The following is a 25050-nucleotide window of genomic DNA, read 5'->3' as shown; positions in this document are numbered from 1 at the left end:
ACTTAGCTTCTTAACCCGGATGCATTTACATTTTTGAATAAGTCCTCCATTAAAAACCCGTCTTTGACAAGCTCAGACTGAGACTCTACTATTCTTAACAGCCTCAAAAGAAATTAACACACAACACATTAACATTCAATAAACTTTCCCTCAGTTTTCCGCCGAAAGGCAAATTCTCTTATTTTTGCCAAAACACGAGACACATGAGTAAATACAAAGCCGGCGTATTATTCGGCGAAGAATTAGAAGCATTATTAACAGATGCAAAAAACAATCAATTCGCATTACCTGCGGTAAACACCATCGGAACCAACACCATCAACGCAACATTAGAAACAGCTGCAAAAGTTAACTCCCCGGTTATCGTGCAGTTCAGTAATGGCGGCGCACAATTTATTGCCGGTAAAGGAATGCCGAACGATAAGTTGCAAGGCAATATTTCCGGTGCTATTTCAGGCGCATTGCACATACATAATGTAGCTAAATATTATGGTGTGCCGGTAGTTTTACATACCGATCATGCTGCTAAAAAATGGTTACCATGGATCAGCGCTTTGATCGATGCTGGTGAACAATTCCATAAAGAAAAAGGACAGCCGCTTTTCAGCAGTCACATGCTGGACCTGAGCGAAGAACCTATTGAAGAGAACATCGAAACATCGGTAGAATTTTTCAAACGCATGGCTCCTTTGGGCATGGGTATTGAAATTGAGTTAGGCGTTACCGGTGGTGAAGAAGACGGTGTTGACAATAGCGATATAGACAATGCTAAATTATATACACAACCCGAACACGTTGCGTATGCTTATAAAGAATTAAGCAAAGTAGGCAAATTGTTTACAGTAGCTGCCGCTTTCGGTAACGTACACGGAGTATATAAAGCCGGGAATGTTCAATTAACGCCTGCTATCTTAAACAATAGCCAGGTATATATTGAAAAAGAATTAAAGACCGGACCAAAGCCTGTTTACTTTGTATTCCATGGTGGTAGCGGGTCTCCGCAACATCAGATCAGAGAAGCGATTGGATACGGCGCTATCAAAATGAATATTGATACCGATCTGCAATGGGCTTTCTGGGAAGGTGTATTGAATAATTACAAGAGCAAAGAAGGTTATTTACAAGGGCAATTAGGAAATCCGGAAGGACCTGATAGTCCAAATAAAAAGTATTACGATCCAAGAGTTTGGTTACGCAAAGGAGAAGAAACGTTCATTAAAAGATTAGAAGTGGCGTTTGAAGATCTGAATTGCATCAACAGGAACGCTTAAGCATAGTTAATAATTGAAAATTAATAATTAATAATTTTTTCAACCCGTTGAAGAGTTATTAATTATTAATTTTTTCTTTTTTGCTTAATTATAAACAGGATCAGTAGTTGAAAATAATAATTAGGCACTTTCTAACAAAACCTAATAATTTTGTGTGATTGTTATCATTATTAATTTTTAATTATTAATTCTTAATTAATAAAAATGAGAAAGGAAAGAGACGAAGATTTTGACGCCAATCTTGCCGGCGAAGATGGAGATACTGAAGAAACGAAAAGGCGATGGTTCAAGCGTATAAAAAAAGGTATTCTTACTGCTACAAAAGATAAAGCAGATGCCCCGGAAGGATTGTGGACCAAATGCCCTACCTGTAAATACACCTGCACAGTTACCGAATTAAGAGAGAATAAATTTGTTTGCCCTAAAGATGGTTATCATCATCGCATTGGCAGTGGAGAATATTTTGAGATATTGTTTGATGAAAATGAATACACAGAATTATTCACCAACGTTATTTCAAAAGACTTCTTAGGCTTCGTAGATCTGAAGCCTTATGGTAAACGTTTGGAAGAAACTTATGCTAAAACCAATTTGCACGATTCTATTTCTGTTGCACACGGTAAAATAAATTCACACGACCTTGTAGTTGCCTGCATGGATTTTGAATTCATTGGCGGCAGCTTAGGAAGCGTGATGGGCGAAAAGATCAGTCGTGCCTGCGATTATTGTATGGAGCATAAAATTCCTTTTATGATCATCAATAAAAGTGGTGGTGCAAGAATGATGGAGAGCGCTTTCTCTTTAATGCAATTGGCAAAAACCTCGGGTAAGTTGTCTCAACTGTCCGATGCTAAAATTCCTTATATCTCTCTTTGTACTGATCCTACTTTCGGCGGAACAACAGCCTCCTTCGCTATGTTAGGCGATATTATCTGCGGCGAACCCGGTGCTCTTATTGGTTTTGCGGGTCCACGTGTAATTAAAGAGACCATTAAAAAAGATCTGCCGGAAGGTTTTCAGCGCAGTGAATTTTTATTGGAACATGGCTTCCTGGATTTTATCATCAACCGTAAAGAATTAAAAGATAAGTTGACGGACCTGCTGGTGATGTTCAAGAATTGATGACACCTAAAAAGTTTTGTATAAATTTGAATAAATACTATTCATCTTAATCATTATTTATACAACCTGTGGGATTATTCACTTTAACCACCCTTCTTACTTTAGTAATCGCAATTTTTTTTGTTACACTTCTTCATGAATTAGGGCATGCCATTCCTGCATTGATCTTTACTAAAAAACCTGTTGAGATATACCTGGGTTCTTACGGAGATAAAAAACAAAGTATTAGTTTAACCATAGGAAGATTAAGTATCTGGCTAAGATACATTCCTCTAAAATGGAGAGGCGGCCTTTGCATTGCAGAAACCAAAAACCTTTCTACTTTTCAACAAATCATTTATATTTTAGGCGGTCCTTTATTTTCATTAATCATTGCTGTATTGTTTTGTTGGTGGGCTTTTTATGAGGACCAACATGGAGCAATAAAGCTTATCTGTTTATTTATAGCAGTTGTTTCATTAATAAGCTTTATTTCAAATCTCATTCCCCATCGTATCAAAGGCGTTGATAGAGCTCTTTCCAGTGATGGACATAAATTATCTTTATTACTAAAGAAAAGGAGACTAAGGTCAGAATTGGCAGAAGCCGCCGAATGTTATGACCGAAAGGAATATGAAAAAGCAGGAACACTGTTTGAATCGTTTATTGACAAAAGATTTGAAGATGCGGCTGTTTATCGTTATGCCATAGCTGCATTTATAAATTGTAAAAATTATAAAAAAGCATATGACATTTCAAAACAGTTTGAAGGCATATACAAATTAGTTTCAGATGACTACTATACTATAGGATTGACCTGTTTGTATCTAAAACTGGAAGAAGAAAGAGTCAACTATTTTAAAAGATCACTTGAATTAAATCCGGACAATGCATATACTTTAAATGCTATGGGATATGTTTTAAACACCCAAAACAAATTTGATGAAGCTATTTTGTTTTTTGATAGATCAATAGCTATTCAGCCTGAGTTTTCACATGCATTAAATAATAGAGGACATGCTAAACTGGAAAAAGGTCAACTGGAAGAAGGATTAAAAGATATTCAACATTCATTGACATTGGATAAGGAAAACTCTTACACTTACAGAAATTTAGGAATTTATCATTTATTGAAAGGAGAAAAAGAAACTGCTCTACAATATTTCTATCAATCGAAAGAATTAGATAAAGACACTGAGCTAATAGAGGAATTGATCGCCAAAGCAAGCTGATCAATAATTTATTCCGCTGTTCCTATCTTTACAACAAATTCATTCACCAATAGTGAAACTTAACCATCCCGAATTAGTTGACCTGATGCAAAGGGCTTATTCTGCTGAAAAGGCAGCAGCATTTGCATATATCGGGCATGCCGGTTCGGTAAAAAATAAAGAAGCAAAGAAAGCCATTAAGCAAATTGAGATAGACGAATGGAATCACCGCAAAGAAGTTCTGGAGTTAATGAAACAATATGATGTGCCTGTTTCAAAATGGTACGAAGTGAAATTTTACATCATCGGTAAAACCATTGCTTTTAGCTGTTATGTTATTGGCTGGTTCATGCCTTTTTATTTTGCCGGAAGATTGGAAAGCGGAAATGTTTGTGAATACTTCAGAATGAAACAATTTTTCAATTCGCTTGGCATAACTGAACACGACCGGGTTTTATACGATATGGGGATTAAAGAAAAAGAACATGAAGTCTATTTCCTGGAGCAGATAAAAACCAATAAGCTTCTTCCCTTTTTTGAAAAATATTTTTCATGGGGAACTAAAGAAAGTTTTAACAATATTGACCTTGATAAAAAATACCCGGTGGAAGATTCAGGAGATTATTGTAAAAAATAAATACCGCTCTACTTTCCCTTCTAAAAAGATCATCAAAAAAAATCCGGAAAAAATTTGCGTAGCCAAATAACTACATTTATATTTGTAGCCAAATAGCTACATATGAATTTACGACGAGATGTATTCCAGGCAATCGCCGATCCGACAAGAAGAGCCATCCTTCTTTTAGTGGCTACGCAATCAATGACAGCAGGTACAATAGCCGCCAACTTTGATACAGCCCGGCCTACCGTTTCCAAACACTTACAAATATTAACCGAATGCGAACTGCTGGAACAAGAGCCAAACGGCAGAGAAATGCTTTATCACATCAATGCAAAAAAAATGAAAGAGATAGCCGAATTTATTGAGCCCTTCCGCAAAATGTGGGACGACCGTTTTAATAAACTGGAAAGCATCATGAAAAAACAACAATCAGCTAAAACAAAATAATATGGAACAAAAAACCAAAATAAATGCTGAAGATGGCAAGCAGGACTTAATGATAACAAGAGAATTTGATCTGCCGGTAGAATTATTATTCAAAGCTTTTGCAGAAGCGGAATTTGTAGAACAATGGATGGGAACAAACGTGCTGAAGCTGGAAAGTAAAAAGCATGGCTCCTATCAATTTGAAACAACCGACCCCAGAGGCAATAAACATAATTTTAACGGAGTGATACATGAGTTTGTGCCCGATCAAAAGATCATCCGAACATTTGAAATGGAGAACACTCCTCTTGATGTTCAGTTGGAATTCTATGAGTTTGAAAAATTAATGGATGACACCAGTCGATTGAATATACACATACTATATAGATCTCTCGAATTAAGAAACGAGGTATTAAAACTACCTTTTGCACAAGGCATCAATATGGCGCATAACAGGATACAAGACATCTTACAAAAACTAAAATAATACAACATGGCAAAAAGAAATAAGATCATCTACTGGATCGCTACACTCTGGCTTTCTTTAGGAATGACATCTACCGGCATTGTCCAATTTATAAAATACCCGGACGAAGTAAAGTTGTTTAACCATTTAGGTTACCCGGCATACCTAATGACCATTATTGCTGTTTGGAAATTTTTGGGAGTGATCGCAGTGCTTGTTCCAAAATTTCCTTTATTAAAAGAATGGGCATACGCCGGCTTTTTCTTTTGCATGTCCGGGGCTTTGATTTCTCACATAATAACTAGTGATGGCGGTAAAGAATTTTTTGGCCCGATATTATTGATTGTTCTTACTATTGTATCCTGGTATTTTAGACCGGCAGATAGAAAGTTAACTTCATAAATCAAACTGAATAACATGAATCCTAAAGTTGATTTCTTTTTTGATAAAACAACAAAATGGCAAGAAGAATTTGAATTATTAAGAAAGATCATATCGGATTGCGGATTGAATGAAGAATTGAAATGGGGCCAACCTTGTTATACGTTGAATAAAGCAAACATTGTTTTAATACATGGCTTTAAAGAATATTGTGCATTGCTGTTTTTCAAAGGCGCCTTATTAAAAGACAGTAAGAAGATCTTAATTCAACAAACAGAAAATGTGCAATCTGCACGACAGGTACGTTTTACTAATGCCAAGGAAATTGCGAAGCTGGCAAAAACGTTGAAAGCTTATATTTATGAAGCAATAGAAGTGGAAAAAGCAGGATTGAAAATAACGTTAAAAAAGACTGCAGACTATCCTGTTCCCGAAGAATTTAAAAAACAATTAAATAAAAACGGTAAGTTGAAAACTGCTTTTGATGCATTAACTCCCGGAAGACAACGGGCATATCTCTTTTATTTTTCGCAGGCAAAACAATCTGCCACCCGTGAAGCAAGAATTGAAAAATGTATTCCTGCTATTTTAAAAGGGAAAGGCTTAAACGATTAAACATTTCATTATGGGTAAGAACAATAAGAAAGAATTATCAGCTTCATTAAACAAAGAATTGATTGGCATTTTGAAGAGTCGCTTTGAAAAGAACATGAGCCGGCATAAAGGAATTGATTGGAAAGATGTGCAATCAAGATTGGAAAACAATCCCGGCAAATTATGGTCGTTGAATGAAATGGAAATAACAGGCGGCGAGCCGGATGTTGTTGATGTTGATAAAAAGACGGGTGAATATATTTTTTATGATTGTGCTGCAGAGAGCCCTAAAGAACGCAGAAGCATTTGTTACGATCACGAAGCCTTGGAAAAAAGAAAAGAACACAAGCCTACAAACAGTGCTATCAACATGGCAAGCGAAATGGGTATTGAAATTTTAAATGAAGAACAATATCGTGCATTGCAAAAGTTGGGAAGTTTTGATACCAAAACATCCAGTTGGATATTAACTACGCCGGAAGTTAGAAAATTAGGCGGCGCCCTTTTTTGCGACCGACGTTACAACACTATATTTCTTTATCATAATGGAGCAGATTCCTATTATGCAGCAAGAGGATTTCGTGGTTCTTTAAGAGTTTAATTGGCGATCACTGCGCTAAAGCTTCCATTCGTAATTACATGCACCGTATCGGAAGCATTGCCTGTTAATAGTTTTACTCTGCCGCTAAAAGTTCCCTTTACTGAATCTTGCGTTAATGAATTAATTGTAAGAATACAAGTATCCGGAGTAAATTCATTACTCGCAAAATTTACAGAGCCCGTTTTAAAATAATTTAAGCCTGCTATAGCATTTCCAAATGTTGCATAGTTGCTGTAATAAGTGTTGGCTTTAATGCTTTCTGTGCCGGCAACTGCCAGGGTTATTCCGCTTGAAGCGTAAGCTATACCCTCCCACGCTCCTATGCCAATTGAATAACTTGTATAGTTACCGCTTGTAGTTGTTACTTTAGTAGCAACCGCATTATAAAAAGTGGTGGGAGTCCCATCAATAGTGGCTTTTAGTGTACCGCCGATATTCGTATGCCCTCCATCAGTGTTAGATTTTGAACAAGAGAATAAAATAATAGCTGAAAGCAAAAGCAGGCTGCTTAGTGATTTGGTCATAGCTGTAAGTTTTAGGTGGCTATCCCTAAAATAGCTAAAAAATAAATAAAAGTTTACTGCATCTATAGAAACAACACTATGATAACAAACATAAAAAAAGATGCATTAAAAATGCATCCATTTTTTCACTTATTGGCATACTATTTTAAAAATGCTGCGACTCTTCGTAACCTTTTATTTTATTGTACAAGGTCTTTCTGTCTATTTTTAAAATTTCAGCAGCTTTTGTTTTATTAAAATTTACGTCCTTTAATACAGACATAATAGCTTCATATTCTGCTTTGGATGCCGCATCTTTTAGATCCAATGTTTCTTTTACTGCCGGCTTTATCAAACTTCCCGAAGGTTGCGGTTCTGCAACAATACTATTTGTTTCCTGTGCGCTTGTTATTTCCCATGGAAGGCTATCGGCGGTTACTTTTTCACTCGTTGCCAACAGCACTGATCTTCTGATCACATTTTTAAATTCTCTTAAATTTCCCGGCCATGAATAGTTTACAAACATCTTTATAACGCCATCTTCAAAACCATCTACCTCTTTATTCAATTCTGTTTTTGTTTTGTTTAAAAAGAATTCTGCAAATGAGGGGATATCTTCTTTGCGTTTACGCAGAGGTGGAATGTTTATAGAAAACTCGTTGAACCGATGATAGAGGTCTTCTCTGAATTTTCCTTTTCGGTAAGCTTCCTGCAGGTTCTCATTGGAAGCTACTATGATACGAACATCTACATCAATTTCTTTTGTACCGCCAATACGTTTTACTTTACGTTCCTGTATAACTCTTAATAAAGAAGCCTGAATCTCTGCAGATAAATTTGCCACTTCGTCTAAAAACAAAGTTCCACCATTTGCTAATTCAAAGTGACCCGCTTTATCAGCTAAAGCCCCGGTAAAAGAGCCTTTCATATGCCCAAATAGTTCACTACCGGATAATTCTTTTGAAAGCGTACCACAATCCATTGCTACAAAAGGCTTACTGCTACGGTTGCTTTTCTCATGAATGGTTTTTGCAATTACCTCTTTACCTGTACCGCTTTCGCCGTATAAGATCACACTAAAATTAGTAGGCGCCACTATTTCTGCCTGTTTGTATAACTCTCTTGTTATCGGGGCATTGCCCACCATATACTCTCCATTACCTGCTGAAGACCTCTTGATCTTTTGTGCGCTGCTTCCGGCTTTAGTGGTTCCTTGTTCGTTTCCTTCTGATTTTAAAATGGCGCTGTTTATAACATTCAGTACTTCATCAGGTATTAATGGTTTAGCGATATAATCATAAGCTCCCATCTTAATTACATCGATCGCTATTTTAATATCTGAATAGCCGGTGATAATGATCACGATGGTTTCGGGAGACATGCCTTTTACTTCCAGCAATACATCCTTTCCCGTTTTCTTATCGCCCAATCTGAAATCGCACAAAACAATATCAAATTTTTTCTCCTTAAATTTTTCCAGTCCGCTTTGTGCTGAATGAGCGATCTCTACTTCGTAACCATTTTTGCTCAGAAACCTGTTTAGCAAAAAGCACATATCAACATCATCATCTATTACGAGAATTGTTTTCTTCATCTTGTAAGTTTTAAACATTAAAAAGTAAAGGGTTAATACCAGAGTGTGTAAGAAAATTCCCTGCCAAATATAAAAATGTGTTCCACACTGTGTTTTTCAAACGCTATTGTAGAAATCGGGGAAATAATTCCACAAACTGTATTTTTTACTGCTTATAAAAGGCTACTTAAAACCTAAAATTCAAACTAAAAGAAATAATTCCCGAAGTATTTATACGTTATTTTACTGCTTTTCATGATGTTAATACTGCTTGGCAGACTAATTGCTCACAATTAGAAATTTACCTCAACAAAATCAAAAGCACTTAAAGAGAGGTTCTTATGTTGAAATAATGAAGCAAGCCTTAATAATAGACGATGAGATAGATATATGCTATTTATTGAGCAGCATACTCAAGAACAAAAGCATTTCAGCTAAATATGTTAACACGTTGTCGGAAGCTTCTGAAGCACTGCAAGGCAATGCGCCCGATTTTGTTTTTTTAGATAATCACCTGCCCGATGGAACCGGCCTTAATTACATCAGTCATATAAAAAAACACTCTCCCGATTCAAAAATAATTATGATAACGGCTTATGACAATAATGTTGACAGGAATAAAGCAGCGGAATTAGGGGTAGACCGTTTTATCAGTAAACCATTTACTATTGACACCATTTATCAGACGGTTGAACAATTGCGGGAGACAGACAACTGATCTTACTTTTTAAATCCATAGTAAATACATATTGCCATAGCGATGGCATAGATATTGCCAATCTTACATTATTATATAAAATTTAAAACAAAACATATGAAGCCTAATATCGGAATACCGGAAAAAAATCTCAAAGAAGTAACACATATATTATCGGCTGTTCTATCAGACGCAGTTACGTTATACACAAAAACAAGAAAGTTCCATTGGAATGTAAAAGGAGAAAGCTTTATGGAATTTCATAAGCTTTTTGAAGGTCAATACAAGCAGTTAGAAGAAGCGATCGATGAAATTGCAGAACGCATCAATAAATTAGGTTCTGCTACAATAGGTACTATGAAAGAATTTGCTTCGCTAACCAGCCTTAAAGAATCTCCGGGAAAATATCCATCCTCGATAGACATGGTAAAGGAATTACTGCATGATCATGAATCGGTAATTGTTGCATTGAGAAAAGCAGTAGATCAATGCGATAAATTAAAGGATGCAGGTACTACGGACTTTTTAACCTCGTTGATGGAAAATCATGAGACCATTGCGTGGACCTTAAGAAGGTATTTTAATTGATCTTATTAAACAACAATACGAACTTAAAAAAGAAAGAGCTTATAGCTCTTTCTTTTTTTATATCCTGGAAACAATAAATACAACAATGGCGATCACTACTATTATCAATATCACTCCTACCCAAACGCCCGCTTTAAATATATCTCCTACAACTCTGCAACTGTTTAATAAAGTGATCAGAAAAAATAATGCTGATAAACTTATTTGATTATTCTTTTTCATGTGTCTTATTTTTAAGTGATTGTTTTTTTGAATCATTTGCCAGATCATGTTTTACATTATGCTTTTCGGTAGCTTCATCAATAGAATGTGTAGAGAAAAGATCGTTATCCTTGGCTGCCAGCTTTGCCAGCTTAACATAGAATTTTTTTAAAACTGCCAGCTCCTGGTCGCTCAGATCCTCAATATCAATAAGCCGGTTGCTGGTATCTTTATTGGCTGCTATCAATTCGTTCAGTTTTAATTGTAACGCCAACGTATCGCGGTTTTGCGATTGCTGAATTACAAACACCATTAAAAAAGTGATAATAGTAGTGCTGGTATTAATGATCAATTGCCAGGTATCAGAAAAATGAAAAAAAGGACCAGTAATACACCAGACAACAATGATAAGGAACGCTATTAAAAAAACTATAGGGCTTCCTGTAGCTTTGGTAACTGCAGCAGAGAATTTAGTAAAGAAATGCTTGTCCTTTTTCTTTTTCATGTTATATAGTTTAGAAGTTAAATAATAGAATGGAATAATTATGCCATCCTAATTTAATTAATATAACAGAGAAAGATGTGGAAATTAATACACAAAGAGCGGTAGAATATAGAATTGGGATTTACCCGTATGCATTTGTGCGGTTAACTTTGTTTCGGTCTTCATCGCTTAACTGCTTATACCAGCGACTTACCAGATCGTAACGAAAGATGTAATTTTTAAAACTGGGGTGCAGAGATTCGGGGAATTCATATTTAAATCCTGCCTCTATAACAGAATGAAGACGGGCTTCTTTGTTATATTGTACTTTCTTTAATAATTCTAGCGACATATATTTAGCTTGCGATTTTTTTCGGAACATTTTCCACCTGGCGGTTAAATGATATCAGCAGCTCACAACCTTCGCCGGGCGCCGAGTTTATCACCACTTCTCCATTAAACAGGTTGGTTCTGCTTATTATATTCTGCAGACCGATACCATTTCTTTTTTCAGAAGTATTAAATCCTATTCCATTGTCTTTAATACTTAATTGCAATCCGTCATGCTGGGTTATCTCTATGATTACGGTAGTAGCCTGTGCATGTTTGAATATATTATTCAATTGTTCTTGTATGATCCTGAAGATAGAGAGTTTCATTTGTTCACACATAGCACTTTCATCTAAATGCTCCCAATCGGTAATGATCTCCAGCTTGTCAACCATCTTGATATTTTTGATCATATCATTCAATGCTTCCACTAAACTGGTTTGAGACAAACGAGGTGGCAATAAAGTTCTTGATAAATACCGGATCTCTTCCATGGCATTATCAAGGAACAATTTGCTTTCCTTTATTAAATTCAATCTTACTTCTTCATTATTGATCGCTGTATCAATGTATAATCTTGATGCGCCTAATATCTGGTTGATATTATCATGCAATTCTGCAGCGAGATTAGAACGTTCTTTTTCCTGCGCAGCAATTACGGCTTCAGAGATTTCGCGTAACTGCTTTATTTTTTGAGCATCTAATGTTTTTTCTAATCGTATCTTTTCGGTTTCTTTTAATTCCTGGTGCGCTTTCTTTAATCCTTCTGTTTCCTTACGCAACTGCTGGTTCAACTCGATCATTTCTTCAGAGCTTAATTCAATAGAGCGTTCTAATAAATGATGGTCTTTTTCATAATGATCGTATGACTCATTAACCGCTTTTAAAAACGCCTGCAACTCCTCAGAAATGTTATCCAGGTTTCCAAGATACTTTTGGGCTTGCCGTAATAAAAGTTTATTATAGATAGCCATAATTATTCTTCTGTAAGAGTAGTTATTGTCATCGTTTGATTGTGCAGATCACATTTCTCGTCAAGAGAAGGGCATATTTCGCCATAAGAATAAAAACCTGTTATGGCTGTTTCATTACCGTATATATTCCTTACCACTTCTACTTCTTCTTCTATACGCTGATTCAATACTATTTTTCTTCCAACACAGCTGATCAATAAAGCCAGGTCCGGTTTTTTCTTATTACCGTCCATTGTTTTTTGTGCAGCGTTGGAGGCGCCTTCAATTAAACGATCAAAATTAGCTGTCATTAAACGGGCATAAGAACCTTCCGGCATATTGCCTGCAAAGGTTAAGCTCTTATCTTCTTCGTTCACGGCCAATATTGTTCTTACCAGTGAACTGTTATAATCTTCGTTACGTATGCTTAACGGGAACAATAGTCCTGATAAAGGAAGATCTTTTGCATAATCCCCTAAATATTTTTTATAAATATCCAGCGCCGGTTTATTGTCTAATTCGTACAAAACATTTTGTTTCGCTTTAGTGATCAATCTTTCATGACCAAAAGAATCCCATCCTCCTACACTTCCATAATTAATAGTGATGTTGTTACCATAAAAACCGATAGCAGCAACTCTACCTTCCAATGGTGCTTCATTCAAACCGATAACGGTTTTTGCAAAACGGGCGCCATCGCCGGCTAAGCCACCTGTAATGATCACTTCTTTTGGTAAAGAACTTTGTAAGCCGTCCACCAGGTCACTTCCGTTTACTTTTTGTCCATCGGCAATTACCAATACATTTCTCAGGTCGTTAGGATCCAATTGCATAGCAAGTGCTTTACCTGCAGTAAAACTATCTTGCTCATGTTGCACCTGTATAATAGCTGTTTTAATGGTGGTTTTTTCCAGCAGAATGGCAGTAAGCGAAATAGAATCGTCATTTACCTGGGTATCAATAATTTCGCCGGCGGTAGAGTTCAATAAAATTGTTGCATTAGGATAAATGCTTCTAATTTCATCATATACCGTTTTATCGGAGAGAAGTTCCGTACTTCCAAATACTATTATAAAATTACTAAGCGCTGGATCAAATTGTCCATCACGAATAACTTCCCAGCCTTTGGCTTTTGAAAACTTGTGCTGTTGTATTTTCATTATTTGGGATATTGATTAGAGGTAAATTGTCCTGTTATTCCTCTTAACGAAGATTTTGCTTAAAAATTGTATTTAATTACTATAAAATCCACAAAAGCACCCTTAAGATACCCGTTTGAGGAAAATCCTACTCAAACGATTAAAATTTTTAGCCATTTGTAGCTATAAATAATTGGCAGCATTTTAGTTGGTTATCAGGTGTAAACTATTATCTAACTATTTAAAATTTATTATTATGAATGCAGCAAAAACCGTTACAGGAATATTAGCCGCAGCCGCAGTTGGCGCAGCTATAGGTGTTTTATTTGCACCTGACAAAGGTTATAAAACCAGGAAAAGATTGATGAGAAAAGGAAATGATTTTAAGGATACCCTTACAGATAAAATAAATGATTTTGTAGATGACATTACGGAACAATATGAAAACATGAAAACACAGGCATCTGACCTTATGGAAACAGGTAAAGGCAAAGCAAATGCTACTAAAGCCGAATCAAAAAATCATGTACATTCTATGTCATAAGATAGAAGGCAGTAAAACCATCTGCCACTAAGAAAATATTGATTGCCCGGAAGCTTATTAAAAAATTTGTTTTACGAATAGTAGTTCAGTTTACATAAGTTTCCGGGTTAGTCATTATTAAAACCGTTTGTTATGAATATTAAAAACTATAAAGAATTACGTTCTGCTATCTCATTGATGAAGCAAGAACAGCGTCAGTTAAAAACTATTATCCACCAGGATATTCAATCCATTAAAGAAGAGCTTACTCCTTCGCATCTTTTTAAAGACCTTGCTACTACTTTAAAAAATTCTGATGTTGTAACACCGGCTATTGATTCATCTATAGGATTGGCAGCGGGAATACTTACTAAAAAAGCCATCACCGGGAAATCAAAAAGCATTATAAGAAATATTGCAGGGAATTTGGTGGAAGCAGGAGTTTCAAAATTTGTTTATGATCATCCGGACATTATCAAAAAACCAATATCATTTTTATTTAAGAAGTTATTCCATCCTAAGAAAAAGCAATCTATTCAAGCAATAGCATAAGTGTTACTATTTTGCGCCTGCTACAGGCACCTCCTCTGTCTTAACCCAAGTTGAGTAATCATTGGGTAGTATTTTATTTCCATATTTTATCGCATATACTTTTGTGAACTCCGCTCCCATATATAAAATGGCAGAGCTGTAATATGTCCACAATAAAATCAGAATGATAGAACCTGCTGCTCCATATACAGAAGTTAATTTGCTTGTTGCCAGGTAATACCCTATTAAAAACTTACCAGCAATAAATAAAACAGAGGTGATCAATGCCCCCACTGTTACATCTTTCCATCGAATTTTTGCGTCGGGTAATATTTTGAAAATGGCCGCAAATAAAATAGTATTTACCACTAATGAAACCACAATATCAATTAAAGAGATCAACGAAGTTCCTAAGCCAGACAAGTAAGCATCTAACCTGCTGCCAAAACTTAATATAATTGCATTAAGAACAAGGGATACTACTAAAATAAATCCAAGGCTTAATACCAATGAAAAAGAAAGCAAACGATTGATCACTACCTTCCATATCCCGGATTTGGGTTTTACTTTTAAACCCCATATTTTATTCAGGGAATCCTGTATCTCACCAAATACTCCGGTGGCGCCCAATATCAATGATACAACGCTTATAATAGTTGCCAATACAGTAGTATTGGAAAGATGCGTGCTTTTAATAGTACTTTGAATTTGCAGGGCTGCATCTTTTCCAACCAGTCCCGCTATTTGCCCATAAATCTCTCCCTGCATGGCTTCTTTTCCAAAAAAGAAACTGCAAACAGAAATAATAATGATCAACATTGGCGCTAATGAAAATATGGTGTAATATGAAAGTGATGCACTGTACTTAAAAACGTTATCATTGCTAAACTCAGACACTACCTGTTTAATAAACTGGTAAAGGTTCTTTATACTGTATTTCATTTTTTTCTCTTTGAGTTTTGAATATTCCATAACGTGTTAGATAAATCTATAATTATACCAGTATTTGTATTGACAAAAAGTATACTCTTTTGTAGAGAAAAATACACAACGTCTTTTTAAGATCAGTTAGCTTTTTTAGCCAAAGCTATTTTTTTTGCCGAAGTAAAAATGCTTGCCCAAACAGTACCAAAAAAAGGAGTATGAATGTTGCGTTCCATAAAAGCATTATCCATTGTTCTTGTTTCGTTGTTTTGAGGATTATTATCTTTCACTACAATATTAGCTACAAATGTAGCCAGTCCTTTCTTCCTTAATTCATTGCTTCCTTCACTTGGTTTCTTAAGCATATCCATATCCAGGTCATGATACAACAATAACATGTTGGTTAATGTACGGCGATCATTGCCATCAACTTTAAATGTTAACCTGTCCAGGCTGCCCTTTGTTATCGACATTAACCCTAATGGTTCTACCACAGGATTTAACACCGAAAGGCTTGAGGTATCCAACTGCCCAGTAATAGTAAATGTTCCATTTTTGGTATCCAGCGGGAAAACCCATTTAGTGTTAAACCCGATCTTGCCAACAAAAAAGGAGTGCGCATTTAATGTACAGATATTGCTCTTTTTTATTTTGTCAGGCATATTGGTAAGATTAGTGATAACGGCATTTAAATTTTCAAAAGCAACATTACCAACCAAACCTGAAGCGCTTCCTTTTTCACGATAGTGCACAAAGCCATTAATGATCGTAAGCTTTTTAATATAGAGAGGGAATGACAATTTCATAATTGCCTGATGCGGATACGTTCCAATCTTAAGAGTAGTATCTCTTTCAGGCAAGGTTCTGTCGTTAAAGATCCGGATCAATGCCTGCACTGATACATCGTTCACTTCTACGCTGTTATTGGCTATTAAATTTTTAATATTCACATTGGTTAGAACTATATTATTAAAATCAAAATCATATAGATCTTTTTGAGCCTGCACCATTTTTCCATATTGATCTTCAGTAACCAATGGCTTTAGCTGAACAGACTTTACTGTTATTTTCGGTATGGCATTGTTTTCAATATTTAATGTATTGACACTTGTTTTATAAAATTTATTTTCTGAATTAAAGGAAAAACCATCTGCTGTCAATTGCCACTGGGCATTGTTCACCAAATCGCTCAATGTATTTCCGTTGACCACATTTACCTTTCCTGTTTTGAATTGCACATTATGGATCTCTATCGGGTCTTTATCAGGTTTTTCTGCATTCGCTAAAAGAATATTGGTATTTTTTATGTTGATGCCATCCAGTTGCGCCATGTTAAATGTATTATCCGAAAGCTCGATCATCACATCATTATTTTTCCCTTCTTTCTTTTCTTTTTTATTCTTCTTGATCGTGATCGTTACTGTACCTCCGCCGCAAGTGAACATGCCCGCCTTTAATTGATGACCAATAATAAACGCATTTGTATTTAAGCTGTCGATATTAATGTTCAGGATATCTGTAGAAACCGTTTTTTTATCTGCATTATATTGTCGAACTCTTTGGATATTTAAAAATCGTTGAGCAGCATTATATACAACATTATTTAACAAGATAGTATTGGAGGGTATATCTCCCGGAAATTTAATTTCTCCTACAGAAGCTTCTACATCTTTTATAAAATAGCTTACAATATTGGTGTAGTTATGCATACTGTCTACTAAAAAGTTATGTATATCGATGTTTATCTTTTCAAAGCTTGCCGACGTATTTTTCAACGTATCTGCTAGCAACACATCACCATCAATTATGCGGATTGTATCAGCTTTGATGCTTTTATATTTCCCCAATAATTGTTTATATAGGGACAGTGTATCTTCTCTTGAAAATGTTTTTATTTTTCCCGAACCATTATTAATTATTTTTAATACCGGGTGTTTTAAATAAATAACTTTTGCTGAAACAGAATTGTTTGCCAGCATCCCGGGAATATCCATGCCAATCGCCCCTACTTCCTGTACATATACATTGAAAAAGACATTCGGCTTAGACGGTGAGGCATTCAATTGCTGTGCCTTTATTGAATCTGCCTGCAACGTAACATTATAAAATCTGGCATTCCCGTTTATTTCATCTAAAGAAGAACTGTCGTAATGTATAGAATATAAGTTATCGCTTCCTTTTGTAACGGCATTTTGTATAGCATCTTTCACTATTTTTTTCTTATTCATCTGCCAGTAAACAACCCCTCCGGCAGCACCAATAAGAACGATCACTAATAATATTTTTATGATTTTTTTCATTGTTATTGATTTTTTAAAATGGATAGCCAATGGCTATATTTAATATTAAATTATCTCTTCGCCACTGGCTATTACCCAATGCTATTTTATCAATTACCCAACGTTGTCCGTCAGGCAAAAAAGGTTTACGAATGGGAATACCGATATCTAATCTTATCAAGAGAATGCTTGCATCAAAACGTAAGCCCGCACCTGTTGATACTGCGATCTCTTTATAAAAATCTTTTTTAAGCTGTCCTGCAGCACCGAAAGACACAGTGTCTTTTGTCCAAATATTCCCTGCATCTACAAACACCGCTCCATATAAGCTCCCTGCAATTGGAAAACGATATTCTGTATTTGCAAGTAATTTATAATCGCCGCCAATGAGCTGAAAAAAACGTATATCGTTGGCTGTTGGCTGATAACTTCCGGGGCCTATAAAATGCATCGGGAAGCCTCTCATAGAGCTGGAACCTCCAATAAGATATTGTTTGGTGATCGGTAAAATATTTGAATTGTTATACGGTATTCCAATTCCTATCTGAAAATGATTTACCCAACTCGATTTGGGTCCCAGCTCTCTTTTATAATTTATCTCCGCATCGAATTTTACATATTGGGCAAATGGCGTATTGAATATTTCTTTTGTTCTCGCATACTTGGCTCCTGTTATCAATCCGGCAATATTTCCTGAAAGATCTATACCTCCGTTAAAGTACAATTGATTTCTTTTGGCAGGATTAATAGTAGTAACAGTATAGGTGTAATAAGTACTTAATATCGCTTCTGAATTTACATTTAAAAGAATAGCAGGATTTAACTGTGCCGCCTTGTAAAAGCTATCGGTGATATGACTTGCATTTAAATAAGTAATGGCAACTGGAGCAAACGTATGTTCCTTATTACTGCTTTCTTTCCAATCCAGTTCGTATTTAAACCTAAAAACATTTTGTGTATAAAATGCCTGCTTAATGAACAGCTCATACCCTATTAACAAATTGGTACGCGGCGGAAACAAATTACTTTCTTTTATTTTGAAAAAAGGAATTACATAACGGGGAAACGTAAACGAAACTTCTCCTCCTACCCTGTAATTATTCGCTCCTTTTAATGTGTCCGATGTTGATATTTCAAAAGAACCGTACCCCTTGATAGACAATTGTTCTGCCTGTCCAAATGTATTCCTGTTCTTCCAATTGATACTTAATTGCGAGCCGATGTAATTATTTTCTTTTGAAAATCCATCTAAAGACCCCTGTAAGGATTTCTTTTTATTGGGAGTAAGATAATAGTATGCATTCAAGCGGTACGCATCACCGCTATCTTTCACTGCATCAAAACGGTTCTTTACAAATTTGAATGTCCCCAGGTTAATTAAGCGGTTTAATGTTTTATTTTGATTTGTACTGCTATAAACACTTCCGGCACGATAAGTAATTACACGTTTAAATAATTCAGGTTTAAATTTATGCACGGTATCTCTTATCAATAAGCCGTCATAATTAAAAGTGCCGATCTTATTAGTATCCGGCGGAGGTTGAATAAGTGTGTAATTAGGAAAGAGCATTATTTGGTTAACGGTATAAGCATGCTTTGCATTTTCAGGAGTACTTCTTTTTATATTTAAAAAGATATCTACTTTATGATTGCCAATAGTGCTATCTGCATAAGCCATTATGTAATCAGGATTAAAATAATAATAGCCTTTTGTTTTTAACAACAGGTCTAAGCGTGTTCTTTCTGTTTGAATATCTCTTAAACGATAAGGATTACCAACCTTCAACACGGTTCTTTTTTTAGCTGAATCCAATAAGTGTAATAATTCAGAACTGTCATTTACCCAGGTAATACTATCGATCTTATATTGAGGATGCACGTCGGCAGTATAATTAGCAGTGGTGAAATAACCTTTATTGGTTGTATCACCTTGTGCAGTAGTATGGAAATAGCCTTCGTTCTCCATGTAAGCCTGCATATTTTCTGCTGTTTGCTTTACATTAACCCGACTCATGAAAATTGGCGGCTCTCCCAGCTTTTTACGTAGCCATGCTTTTAATCCTTTTGGTTTTTTAGGTTCTCCGATCACATACCACCACCAAACTTTATATGGCTGCCCTAATATAAATGCATTCGCATTTGGCTTGATAACTGTTTTTAATTTTCTCTTTAATGAACCTTTTGATGCCGCTACATCCTTGTCCTTTATTATATTAATAGTAGCGCCTTTGTATAATTTTTCCCCTGCAGGTAAATATTTTTTTACGCTGCAGCTTGCCAATGCAAGTAGTAAACTATATAGTATGATTTTATTCATTACCCGATTTGGATTTCTTTGCGGCTTTCTTCTCGCTCTTTGTTCTTTTCTTTTCAAATAGTTCTTTAAACTTGTCATAGTCCAGCGTAAGTACAAAGCCAACGCCGGTCTGCACAACATAACCATCCAGTATCACCTCAAACTGGTCTTTACGATAAGCCCTTAACATATACTTTCCATCTTTTGACAATTTATAATTGACAGAAACGTTTGGAAAAGCACTTGAATTTTGTTGTACGGCCCTGGCAGCGGCATCCTGTCCTTCCACACCAAAATTTTTACCGGCGCTCACTGTTAACCGGTCATCTAAAAAATTCTTACTCACTTCTACATTCAGATCTGTTTTTTCTTGTGCGCTTCCTGTGCTATAATCCTGGTAACTGTTCAGATTCAGGTTAACATCAATTCCTTTAAAAAGATCGGCTGCTATCTCATCCATTGCAGTAGATAAAAATGAACTTACACTTTCTCTTGCCGCCTCATTCAAACCTCCTCCGCTTCCACTGCTTTTAAAGAAGTCAGTGCTTTGTTCACCCACAAATCTTCCTAACACTAAAAGAGAAAAAACTTCTTTGTTGGTAACTGCTGCATCGCCTCTTACCTGTGCCAGCTTATTTTCAATGGTGGTACGCAATTCATTTGAAATAGGAATATTCGCATTTTCATCCGGCAACTGAATATCAAAGCTGATATCCGGCTTTTTCAATTCTCCTTTCAAATACATTAATACTCTAAAAGGGATTTTTTGATTGAAAGATGCAGCTGTTCTCGGATCTACCGAACCTACTTCATTCTCTAAGAGATCACTTGCTGAGGTGTTGGCAATGTATTCCGCAGTAAGGTTTACATAAGCATCCATCGGGTTACCCGAAAATGCCATGCTGCTCCCTTTTACCAGGTTAAATTTCCGTTGCAAAAACTGGTAGTTTAAAATATAATAACCGCTATCAAGATCATAATTACCTGCCAGGATCAAATTACCGCCCGGATCAACACCTGCATTCAATTGCGCATCTCCCTTTACCTGCAGCTCATCTCCTGTAGATGGATCGATCACGATCGTTAAGGTGGATTGCTTATCAATTTTTATATTAAGATTGTAATTGAAGAATTGAGATACGTTGGCAGTAGTATCACCTGCAGGTACAAATAATACTTTCTCCGGCAATTGAAATGTATCTCTGTCTATAAATCGCACTACAGACTTTGCAGCATCCTTATCGATATTTTGTTCGGGTAATACTAATGTAACATTGCTCCTCTTATTTAAAGAAAGCGTTCCTTCGACATTGGGCGATGATGTAGTACCCGTAACCGTTAGATCCGCATTGGCAGATGCAAAGCCATAAACCTGGTTGCCTATTGCCTGCGGGGTATTTACAAGCGTAAACCTTTTAGCATCTATGTTTAAGTCGAGTGCATAATCTGTAAGTGAATTAGCCGAGATACTACCATCAATACTCAAAGGATTATTTAACGAGTCTCTTATTGTAAAATTATTCAACACAATATCCGGATACCGGAATTGTATTTTTTGCTGATCGATAGTATAGGTTGCGCCTGTTTTTGTCAATGTAAACTTTGAAGAATCAAAATCAAGAGCCCCATTCCAATGCGGCTCTTTAAAAGAACCATTTATTGCAAGCTTTCCATGTATAGCACCGGATGTATTAATAAGATTGCCGCCGGAAAAGGCCTGGAGTGTGCTCATGCTCAGCCTGTTTACATCAAGATTTACATCAAATTGATCTTGCCTGTTATCCAAATAATATGTCCCTTTTGCTGAAACCAAATTATTATCGCCATTTATATCCAAAGAAGCTGTTACCGCATTATCGTCCTGCTTTTGTGCCGCAAATTTTACATTGCCTATCGGCTGTTGCATGAACGCAAATGAATCAATTGAAAATTCGCCGGTAAATGATGGTGTCTTTTTATCAAAGTCGCTTACTTTCATCTTTGCATTTACGATACCTGCTGCTAACAAAGTATCTGCATTAGCGAGTGCGGCAATATCCTTTATATCAAAATTTGAGATGGAGATATCAACAGGACCGTTGAGTTGCTCTTGTTCGCTGGCAGCTTTAATTTCAGTTTGCTTGCTGGTAAGTGAAAAGTTATGCACCAGTATGCCTTGCGGAGAATAAATAATTTTGTTATCCCCGGCGATGTTCCATTTTTGATAATTAAGCAGCAATGCATCTTTTAAAGAAACCGTATATGCTTTATCCTTTGAAGTTATAGCAGCCGACAAACCGTAGCGATCTTTATTTTTTTCGTCTTTAGTTACAGCTGCAATATTCAAACTATCGTGTGCAATGTTTCCTTTAATATCGGAAGCATAGAATACCTGGCTGCCCAACTTTAATATGTCAAAAGAAATTCCATAATCAACCCGGTCATTAAAAGAAGAGACATCTATCTTTCCTTTACTAACTGCATAGTCTGCATAATTCAATTTAGGAATAGACATTATTAAGCTTAATGCGCTATCAGTTCCATTGGAAGAATATTTTCCTTTAAAAGGAATTGGGTCGTACTTCAATCCTCCGGTAATATCAGCAATGATCGGATGGTACTTAACAACCCCATTAAAGCTGATCTGCTGATCAGGAATGTTATCCATTTTATTGGAAATAACATCATAATATTTATCCAGGAATTGCAATAAAGAATTACCGATCTTATCATAATCAAATGCACCATTGGCATTTATATCTGCAACAGGCGATCGAAATACAATATCGTGTACATTAGTGTTAGTGGTGGCTTTTGCCATCACGGAATCAAATTGGTAAGGATTATTTTTATAATTGATCCGGGAAGAATCTATCAGCACATAAAAATTCAGATCTTTCGGATCAAGATCCTGCGCTTTAATAACAGATCGGAAAGCCATATTTAAGGTATCTGCAAATAAATGAAGCTGTTGCAGACGTACCGTATCTACCTGTATGGTTCCATTAACATCTTTTGGGTATTCGCCTGAAACATTTGCCTCCAGTGAATATTGGATCCTGATATTGGTATCAGCAATACTTCCGGAGGTTTTAATATTCCCCGCATCAATCGTTGCATCGAGTAAAATATTATGGTAATTATATTGTTTAACAGTAGCTTGATCTGCCTTAACCGAAACAACTGAATGCATCGTTTTATAATTAAACCCTTTTCCTTTTGCAGAAGCCACTAAAGAAAAATTACCTAACAGTGTGTCTTGTTTTAATATCTTACCAATTGCCAGGTCATTTGCTGTTAATTGCAGGTCGTAGTCAGCCGCCTCTTTATTCTTGAAATTATTTATATAGCCTTTTGCAGAAACAGTTCCATAGCTGCCGCCTAATTGCAGGTCAGGTTTTATATTATCCATATCGCCGCTGGCAGTGCCTTTTACCGTAATAACATCTGGCAATTGAATGGAAGCAGGCAATGTATTAGGCGGTAAAAAAGAAGTAATAAAATCACGTTTTATCATTCCATCTTTCACCTTCACGTTATATTTAAGCGCTTTGGTATTGCTTAAATTCTTAACATCTATATCACCATTCAATTTAAAGGAGCTGCTTTTAAGATCGAGCGAAACAGTGCTGTTTTTTTGATTACCTTTTAAATGCGTAGTAATGCTTAGATCAGATGGCAATTGCCTGATGTATTTATTATCAGCAGCAAATTTTACCAGGTCGCTTTTAGGAATATGACTATTAAAAACATACACATCATAACCTATATTCTTTGGATCATTTACATTGTATAAAATGGCTTTTGCATTAATGTTTGTTCCAGCCAACCCTTTCAATTGCAGGAAAGGAATATTTAACTGTTGCAGGCTTCCATGAATTTCTGTATTTATACTTACTATATTATTTCTGAACTTATTTTCAGGAAGATATTGCTTAACAAAAGGCACCAGTAAATAAAGATCGTTGATTGCAATAACTGTATTGGCAAGTTTTGCATTAACAGTAGTTCCTTTCGGGTCTTTCATCATTCCCGCTAAGCTGTCATAGTTAAGCTCAATGGCGTTTTGGATTAAACTGTTAGGCGTTTTGAGATAAAGCTCTACTGCAGAAATATTTTTACTGCTGTACAATACCCTGGCATGTGTAGTATCAATAGCAAAACCACTTTGGTCTTTAATCGCTAACTGGTTGATCAAAGCACCTGCACTATCTGCAGAATAAAATACTTTTTTAGCATCAATATTGATTTTTTGCAAATCGATGTGTGCTGCATCAAAACCTTCTTTTTCTTTTGGCTTTTGATTATCATCAAATTGCAAACGATCATTGTTTAATCGCAATGTATTTACTAAGATCGTCCATGACTGTGAAGCTGTGGCATCTTTAGTAACCTTTTCGGTTTGCTGTGGCTTTGGAGAGATAAATTTTACGACAGAATTATTCAATGCTATCTTATCTATATCACTTGCTTGCTTTGCCAAATCAATATTCAGCTTATCCACTTCCAAATGATTCACATCATTTCCATAAAACATTCCTGTGTTTTTATCTTCAATAGCTACGTTTAAAACATTTAAGTTAATTTTTTTGATCGTCAGTAAAAGTACTGCAGATGATGAACCGGATGAAGGCGGTGCAATTTTGTTTACAGTTTTAAAAGTTGTCATTGTAAACTGAAGACTATCCGTTTTAATTTCATCTACATCAAACAACATTTTTTCCGGCTGCAGCTTATTCACTGTAACGTTTAGTTTACCGATGACTGCATACATATTACTTCCGGCATAATCATCTTTATAACTTAAAGAGCAATTGCTTACGATCAACTGTTTTATTGTAATTTTTGATGCTGTTGTATCCGTTGTTTTTTCTTTTTTAGCATTACCACCTGTAAAAGCGTCAATAATAAATTGATAGTTATAATTAGAATCGTTAGCTGATCTCGAAATTTTAGCTCGAATATTTTCCAGTGATATCTTACGCACATACACTTCTCCCGAGATCAATTTCAGCATATCCATGTCAACTGCCAGCTTGCCCGCAAAAAGAAGGGTATCCTTTTGCTGATCTTCAACATACACATTTTTTATTTCTATCCATTTGGGCAAACTAAAATCAACAGCACCAATTGTTATTTTGGTGTGCACTTTACCGGTAAGATATGCCTGTGCTTTATTGCGAATAAAGGTTTTTGCATAGTTAGTTTGCAAAAAGATTATTACAACTACAATCAGTACAATGATAGAACCAACGATGTAAAGGATTATTTTAAGCGTCTTCTGTATAATTCGTTTAACGGTCATGATATATTCGCTTATACTAAAAATATCATGCCTTATTTTTTATGCGTTTTAAGCTAAAAAAAGGAGCTAAAT

24 protein-coding genes are annotated in these 25050 nt (G+C 35.8%); 13 read left to right on the top strand and 11 right to left on the bottom strand.

Features of this window, described 5'->3' with window-relative positions:
- The first annotated feature begins 203 nt into the window (after positions 1-203).
- From fbaA to K9M53_RS06655, 9 genes are all read left to right on the top strand, one after another.
- Positions 204-1271 carry a class II fructose-bisphosphate aldolase gene (gene fbaA / locus K9M53_RS06695; protein ID WP_224018854.1) on the top strand — a complete coding sequence of 356 codons (1068 nt, stop codon included), beginning with the start codon at positions 204-206 and terminating at the stop codon, positions 1269-1271.
- 204 nt (positions 1272-1475) lie between these two features.
- Positions 1476-2393: an acetyl-CoA carboxylase, carboxyltransferase subunit beta gene (gene accD / locus K9M53_RS06690; RefSeq protein ID WP_224018853.1), complete on the top strand. Its 918-nt coding sequence runs from the start codon at positions 1476-1478 to the stop codon at positions 2391-2393.
- 68 nt (positions 2394-2461) lie between these two features.
- Positions 2462-3604, top strand: coding sequence for a M50 family metallopeptidase (locus tag K9M53_RS06685; protein ID WP_224018852.1), 1143 nt, complete (start codon positions 2462-2464; stop codon positions 3602-3604).
- A gap of 52 nt (positions 3605-3656) precedes the next feature.
- Entirely contained in the window at positions 3657-4220 is a 564-nt protein-coding gene (locus K9M53_RS06680; protein WP_224018851.1) for a ferritin-like domain-containing protein, read from the top strand.
- Between the two features lie 102 nt (positions 4221-4322).
- A complete protein-coding gene (locus K9M53_RS06675; protein WP_224018850.1) occupies positions 4323-4652 on the top strand; it encodes an ArsR/SmtB family transcription factor in 330 nt (109 codons plus the stop codon).
- Between the two features lies 1 nt (position 4653).
- Positions 4654-5118 (top strand): SRPBCC family protein, encoded by a 465-nt coding sequence (locus K9M53_RS06670; RefSeq protein ID WP_224018849.1) that lies wholly within the window; start codon positions 4654-4656, stop codon positions 5116-5118.
- 6 nt (positions 5119-5124) lie between these two features.
- Positions 5125-5499: a DoxX family protein gene (locus K9M53_RS06665; protein WP_224018848.1), complete on the top strand. Its 375-nt coding sequence runs from the start codon at positions 5125-5127 to the stop codon at positions 5497-5499.
- Between the two features lie 15 nt (positions 5500-5514).
- Complete coding sequence (locus K9M53_RS06660; protein ID WP_224018847.1) at positions 5515-6093, top strand: YdeI/OmpD-associated family protein; 579 nt, start codon at positions 5515-5517, stop codon at positions 6091-6093.
- 10 nt (positions 6094-6103) lie between these two features.
- On the top strand, positions 6104-6673 hold the full coding sequence (locus K9M53_RS06655) for a DUF4256 domain-containing protein (RefSeq protein WP_224018846.1): 570 nt from the start codon (positions 6104-6106) through the stop codon (positions 6671-6673).
- Here K9M53_RS06655 and K9M53_RS06650 read toward each other — a convergent pair.
- A complete protein-coding gene (locus K9M53_RS06650; protein ID WP_224018845.1) occupies positions 6670-7197 on the bottom strand; it encodes a hypothetical protein in 528 nt (175 codons plus the stop codon). The two genes, K9M53_RS06655 and K9M53_RS06650, sit on opposite strands and share 4 nt — an antisense overlap.
- 145 nt (positions 7198-7342) lie before the next feature.
- Positions 7343-8770: a sigma-54-dependent transcriptional regulator gene (locus tag K9M53_RS06645; RefSeq protein WP_224018844.1), complete on the bottom strand. Its 1428-nt coding sequence runs from the start codon at positions 8768-8770 to the stop codon at positions 7343-7345.
- Positions 8771-9101: 331 nt separating this feature from the next.
- On the opposite strand from K9M53_RS06645, the gene K9M53_RS06640 reads away from it, so the two are divergent.
- Both K9M53_RS06640 and K9M53_RS06635 read left to right on the top strand, forming a co-directional pair.
- Positions 9102-9467, top strand: coding sequence for a response regulator (locus tag K9M53_RS06640; RefSeq protein ID WP_224018843.1), 366 nt, complete (start codon positions 9102-9104; stop codon positions 9465-9467).
- 96 nt (positions 9468-9563) lie between these two features.
- Positions 9564-10034, top strand: a complete 471-nt coding sequence (locus K9M53_RS06635; RefSeq protein WP_224018842.1) for a Dps family protein — start codon at positions 9564-9566, stop codon at positions 10032-10034.
- Between the two features lie 57 nt (positions 10035-10091).
- Here K9M53_RS06635 and K9M53_RS06630 read toward each other — a convergent pair whose 3' ends face one another.
- The 5 genes from K9M53_RS06630 to K9M53_RS06610 all read right to left on the bottom strand — a co-directional run bounded on the left by K9M53_RS06630 (position 10092) and on the right by K9M53_RS06610 (position 13162).
- Positions 10092-10256 (bottom strand): phosphatidate cytidylyltransferase, encoded by a 165-nt coding sequence (locus tag K9M53_RS06630; protein ID WP_224018841.1) that lies wholly within the window; start codon positions 10254-10256, stop codon positions 10092-10094.
- Entirely contained in the window at positions 10243-10740 is a 498-nt protein-coding gene (locus K9M53_RS06625; protein WP_224018840.1) for a low affinity iron permease family protein, read from the bottom strand. The genes K9M53_RS06630 and K9M53_RS06625 overlap by 14 nt, the downstream gene beginning before the upstream one ends.
- Before the next feature lie 121 nt (positions 10741-10861).
- Entirely contained in the window at positions 10862-11071 is a 210-nt protein-coding gene (locus tag K9M53_RS06620; RefSeq protein ID WP_224018839.1) for a hypothetical protein, read from the bottom strand.
- 4 nt (positions 11072-11075) lie between these two features.
- A complete protein-coding gene (locus K9M53_RS06615) occupies positions 11076-12023 on the bottom strand; it encodes a sensor histidine kinase (RefSeq protein ID WP_224018838.1) in 948 nt (315 codons plus the stop codon).
- A gap of 2 nt (positions 12024-12025) precedes the next feature.
- Positions 12026-13162 carry an FIST signal transduction protein gene (locus K9M53_RS06610; protein WP_224018837.1) on the bottom strand — a complete coding sequence of 379 codons (1137 nt, stop codon included), beginning with the start codon at positions 13160-13162 and terminating at the stop codon, positions 12026-12028.
- Positions 13163-13397: 235 nt separating this feature from the next.
- Between K9M53_RS06610 and K9M53_RS06605 the strand changes: the two genes are divergently transcribed.
- A complete protein-coding gene (locus K9M53_RS06605; RefSeq protein WP_224018836.1) occupies positions 13398-13685 on the top strand; it encodes a YtxH domain-containing protein in 288 nt (95 codons plus the stop codon).
- Positions 13686-13817: 132 nt separating this feature from the next.
- Positions 13818-14216 carry a hypothetical protein gene (locus K9M53_RS06600; protein WP_224018835.1) on the top strand — a complete coding sequence of 133 codons (399 nt, stop codon included), beginning with the start codon at positions 13818-13820 and terminating at the stop codon, positions 14214-14216.
- A gap of 6 nt (positions 14217-14222) precedes the next feature.
- On the opposite strand, the gene K9M53_RS06595 is transcribed toward K9M53_RS06600, so the two are convergent.
- The 4 genes from K9M53_RS06595 to K9M53_RS06580 form a co-directional block, all read right to left on the bottom strand.
- Positions 14223-15137 carry a YihY/virulence factor BrkB family protein gene (locus K9M53_RS06595; protein WP_224018834.1) on the bottom strand — a complete coding sequence of 305 codons (915 nt, stop codon included), beginning with the start codon at positions 15135-15137 and terminating at the stop codon, positions 14223-14225.
- 122 nt (positions 15138-15259) lie between these two features.
- Entirely contained in the window at positions 15260-17419 is a 2160-nt protein-coding gene (locus tag K9M53_RS06590) for a hypothetical protein (RefSeq protein WP_224018833.1), read from the bottom strand.
- Between the two features lie 13 nt (positions 17420-17432).
- Positions 17433-19715, bottom strand: coding sequence for a translocation and assembly module lipoprotein TamL (gene tamL / locus K9M53_RS06585; RefSeq protein WP_224018832.1), 2283 nt, complete (start codon positions 19713-19715; stop codon positions 17433-17435).
- Positions 19708-24978 (bottom strand): translocation/assembly module TamB, encoded by a 5271-nt coding sequence (locus K9M53_RS06580; protein WP_224018831.1) that lies wholly within the window; start codon positions 24976-24978, stop codon positions 19708-19710. Before K9M53_RS06580 ends, tamL begins: the two co-directional genes overlap by 8 nt.
- Positions 24979-25050 lie beyond the last annotated feature (72 nt).

The organism is Ferruginibacter albus (assembly GCF_020042285.1).
Classification (GTDB): Bacteria; Bacteroidota; Bacteroidia; order Chitinophagales; family Chitinophagaceae; genus Ferruginibacter; species Ferruginibacter albus.
Note: the sequence above shows the minus strand (reverse complement) of the source record. Positions and strands in the feature narration are given on the sequence as shown.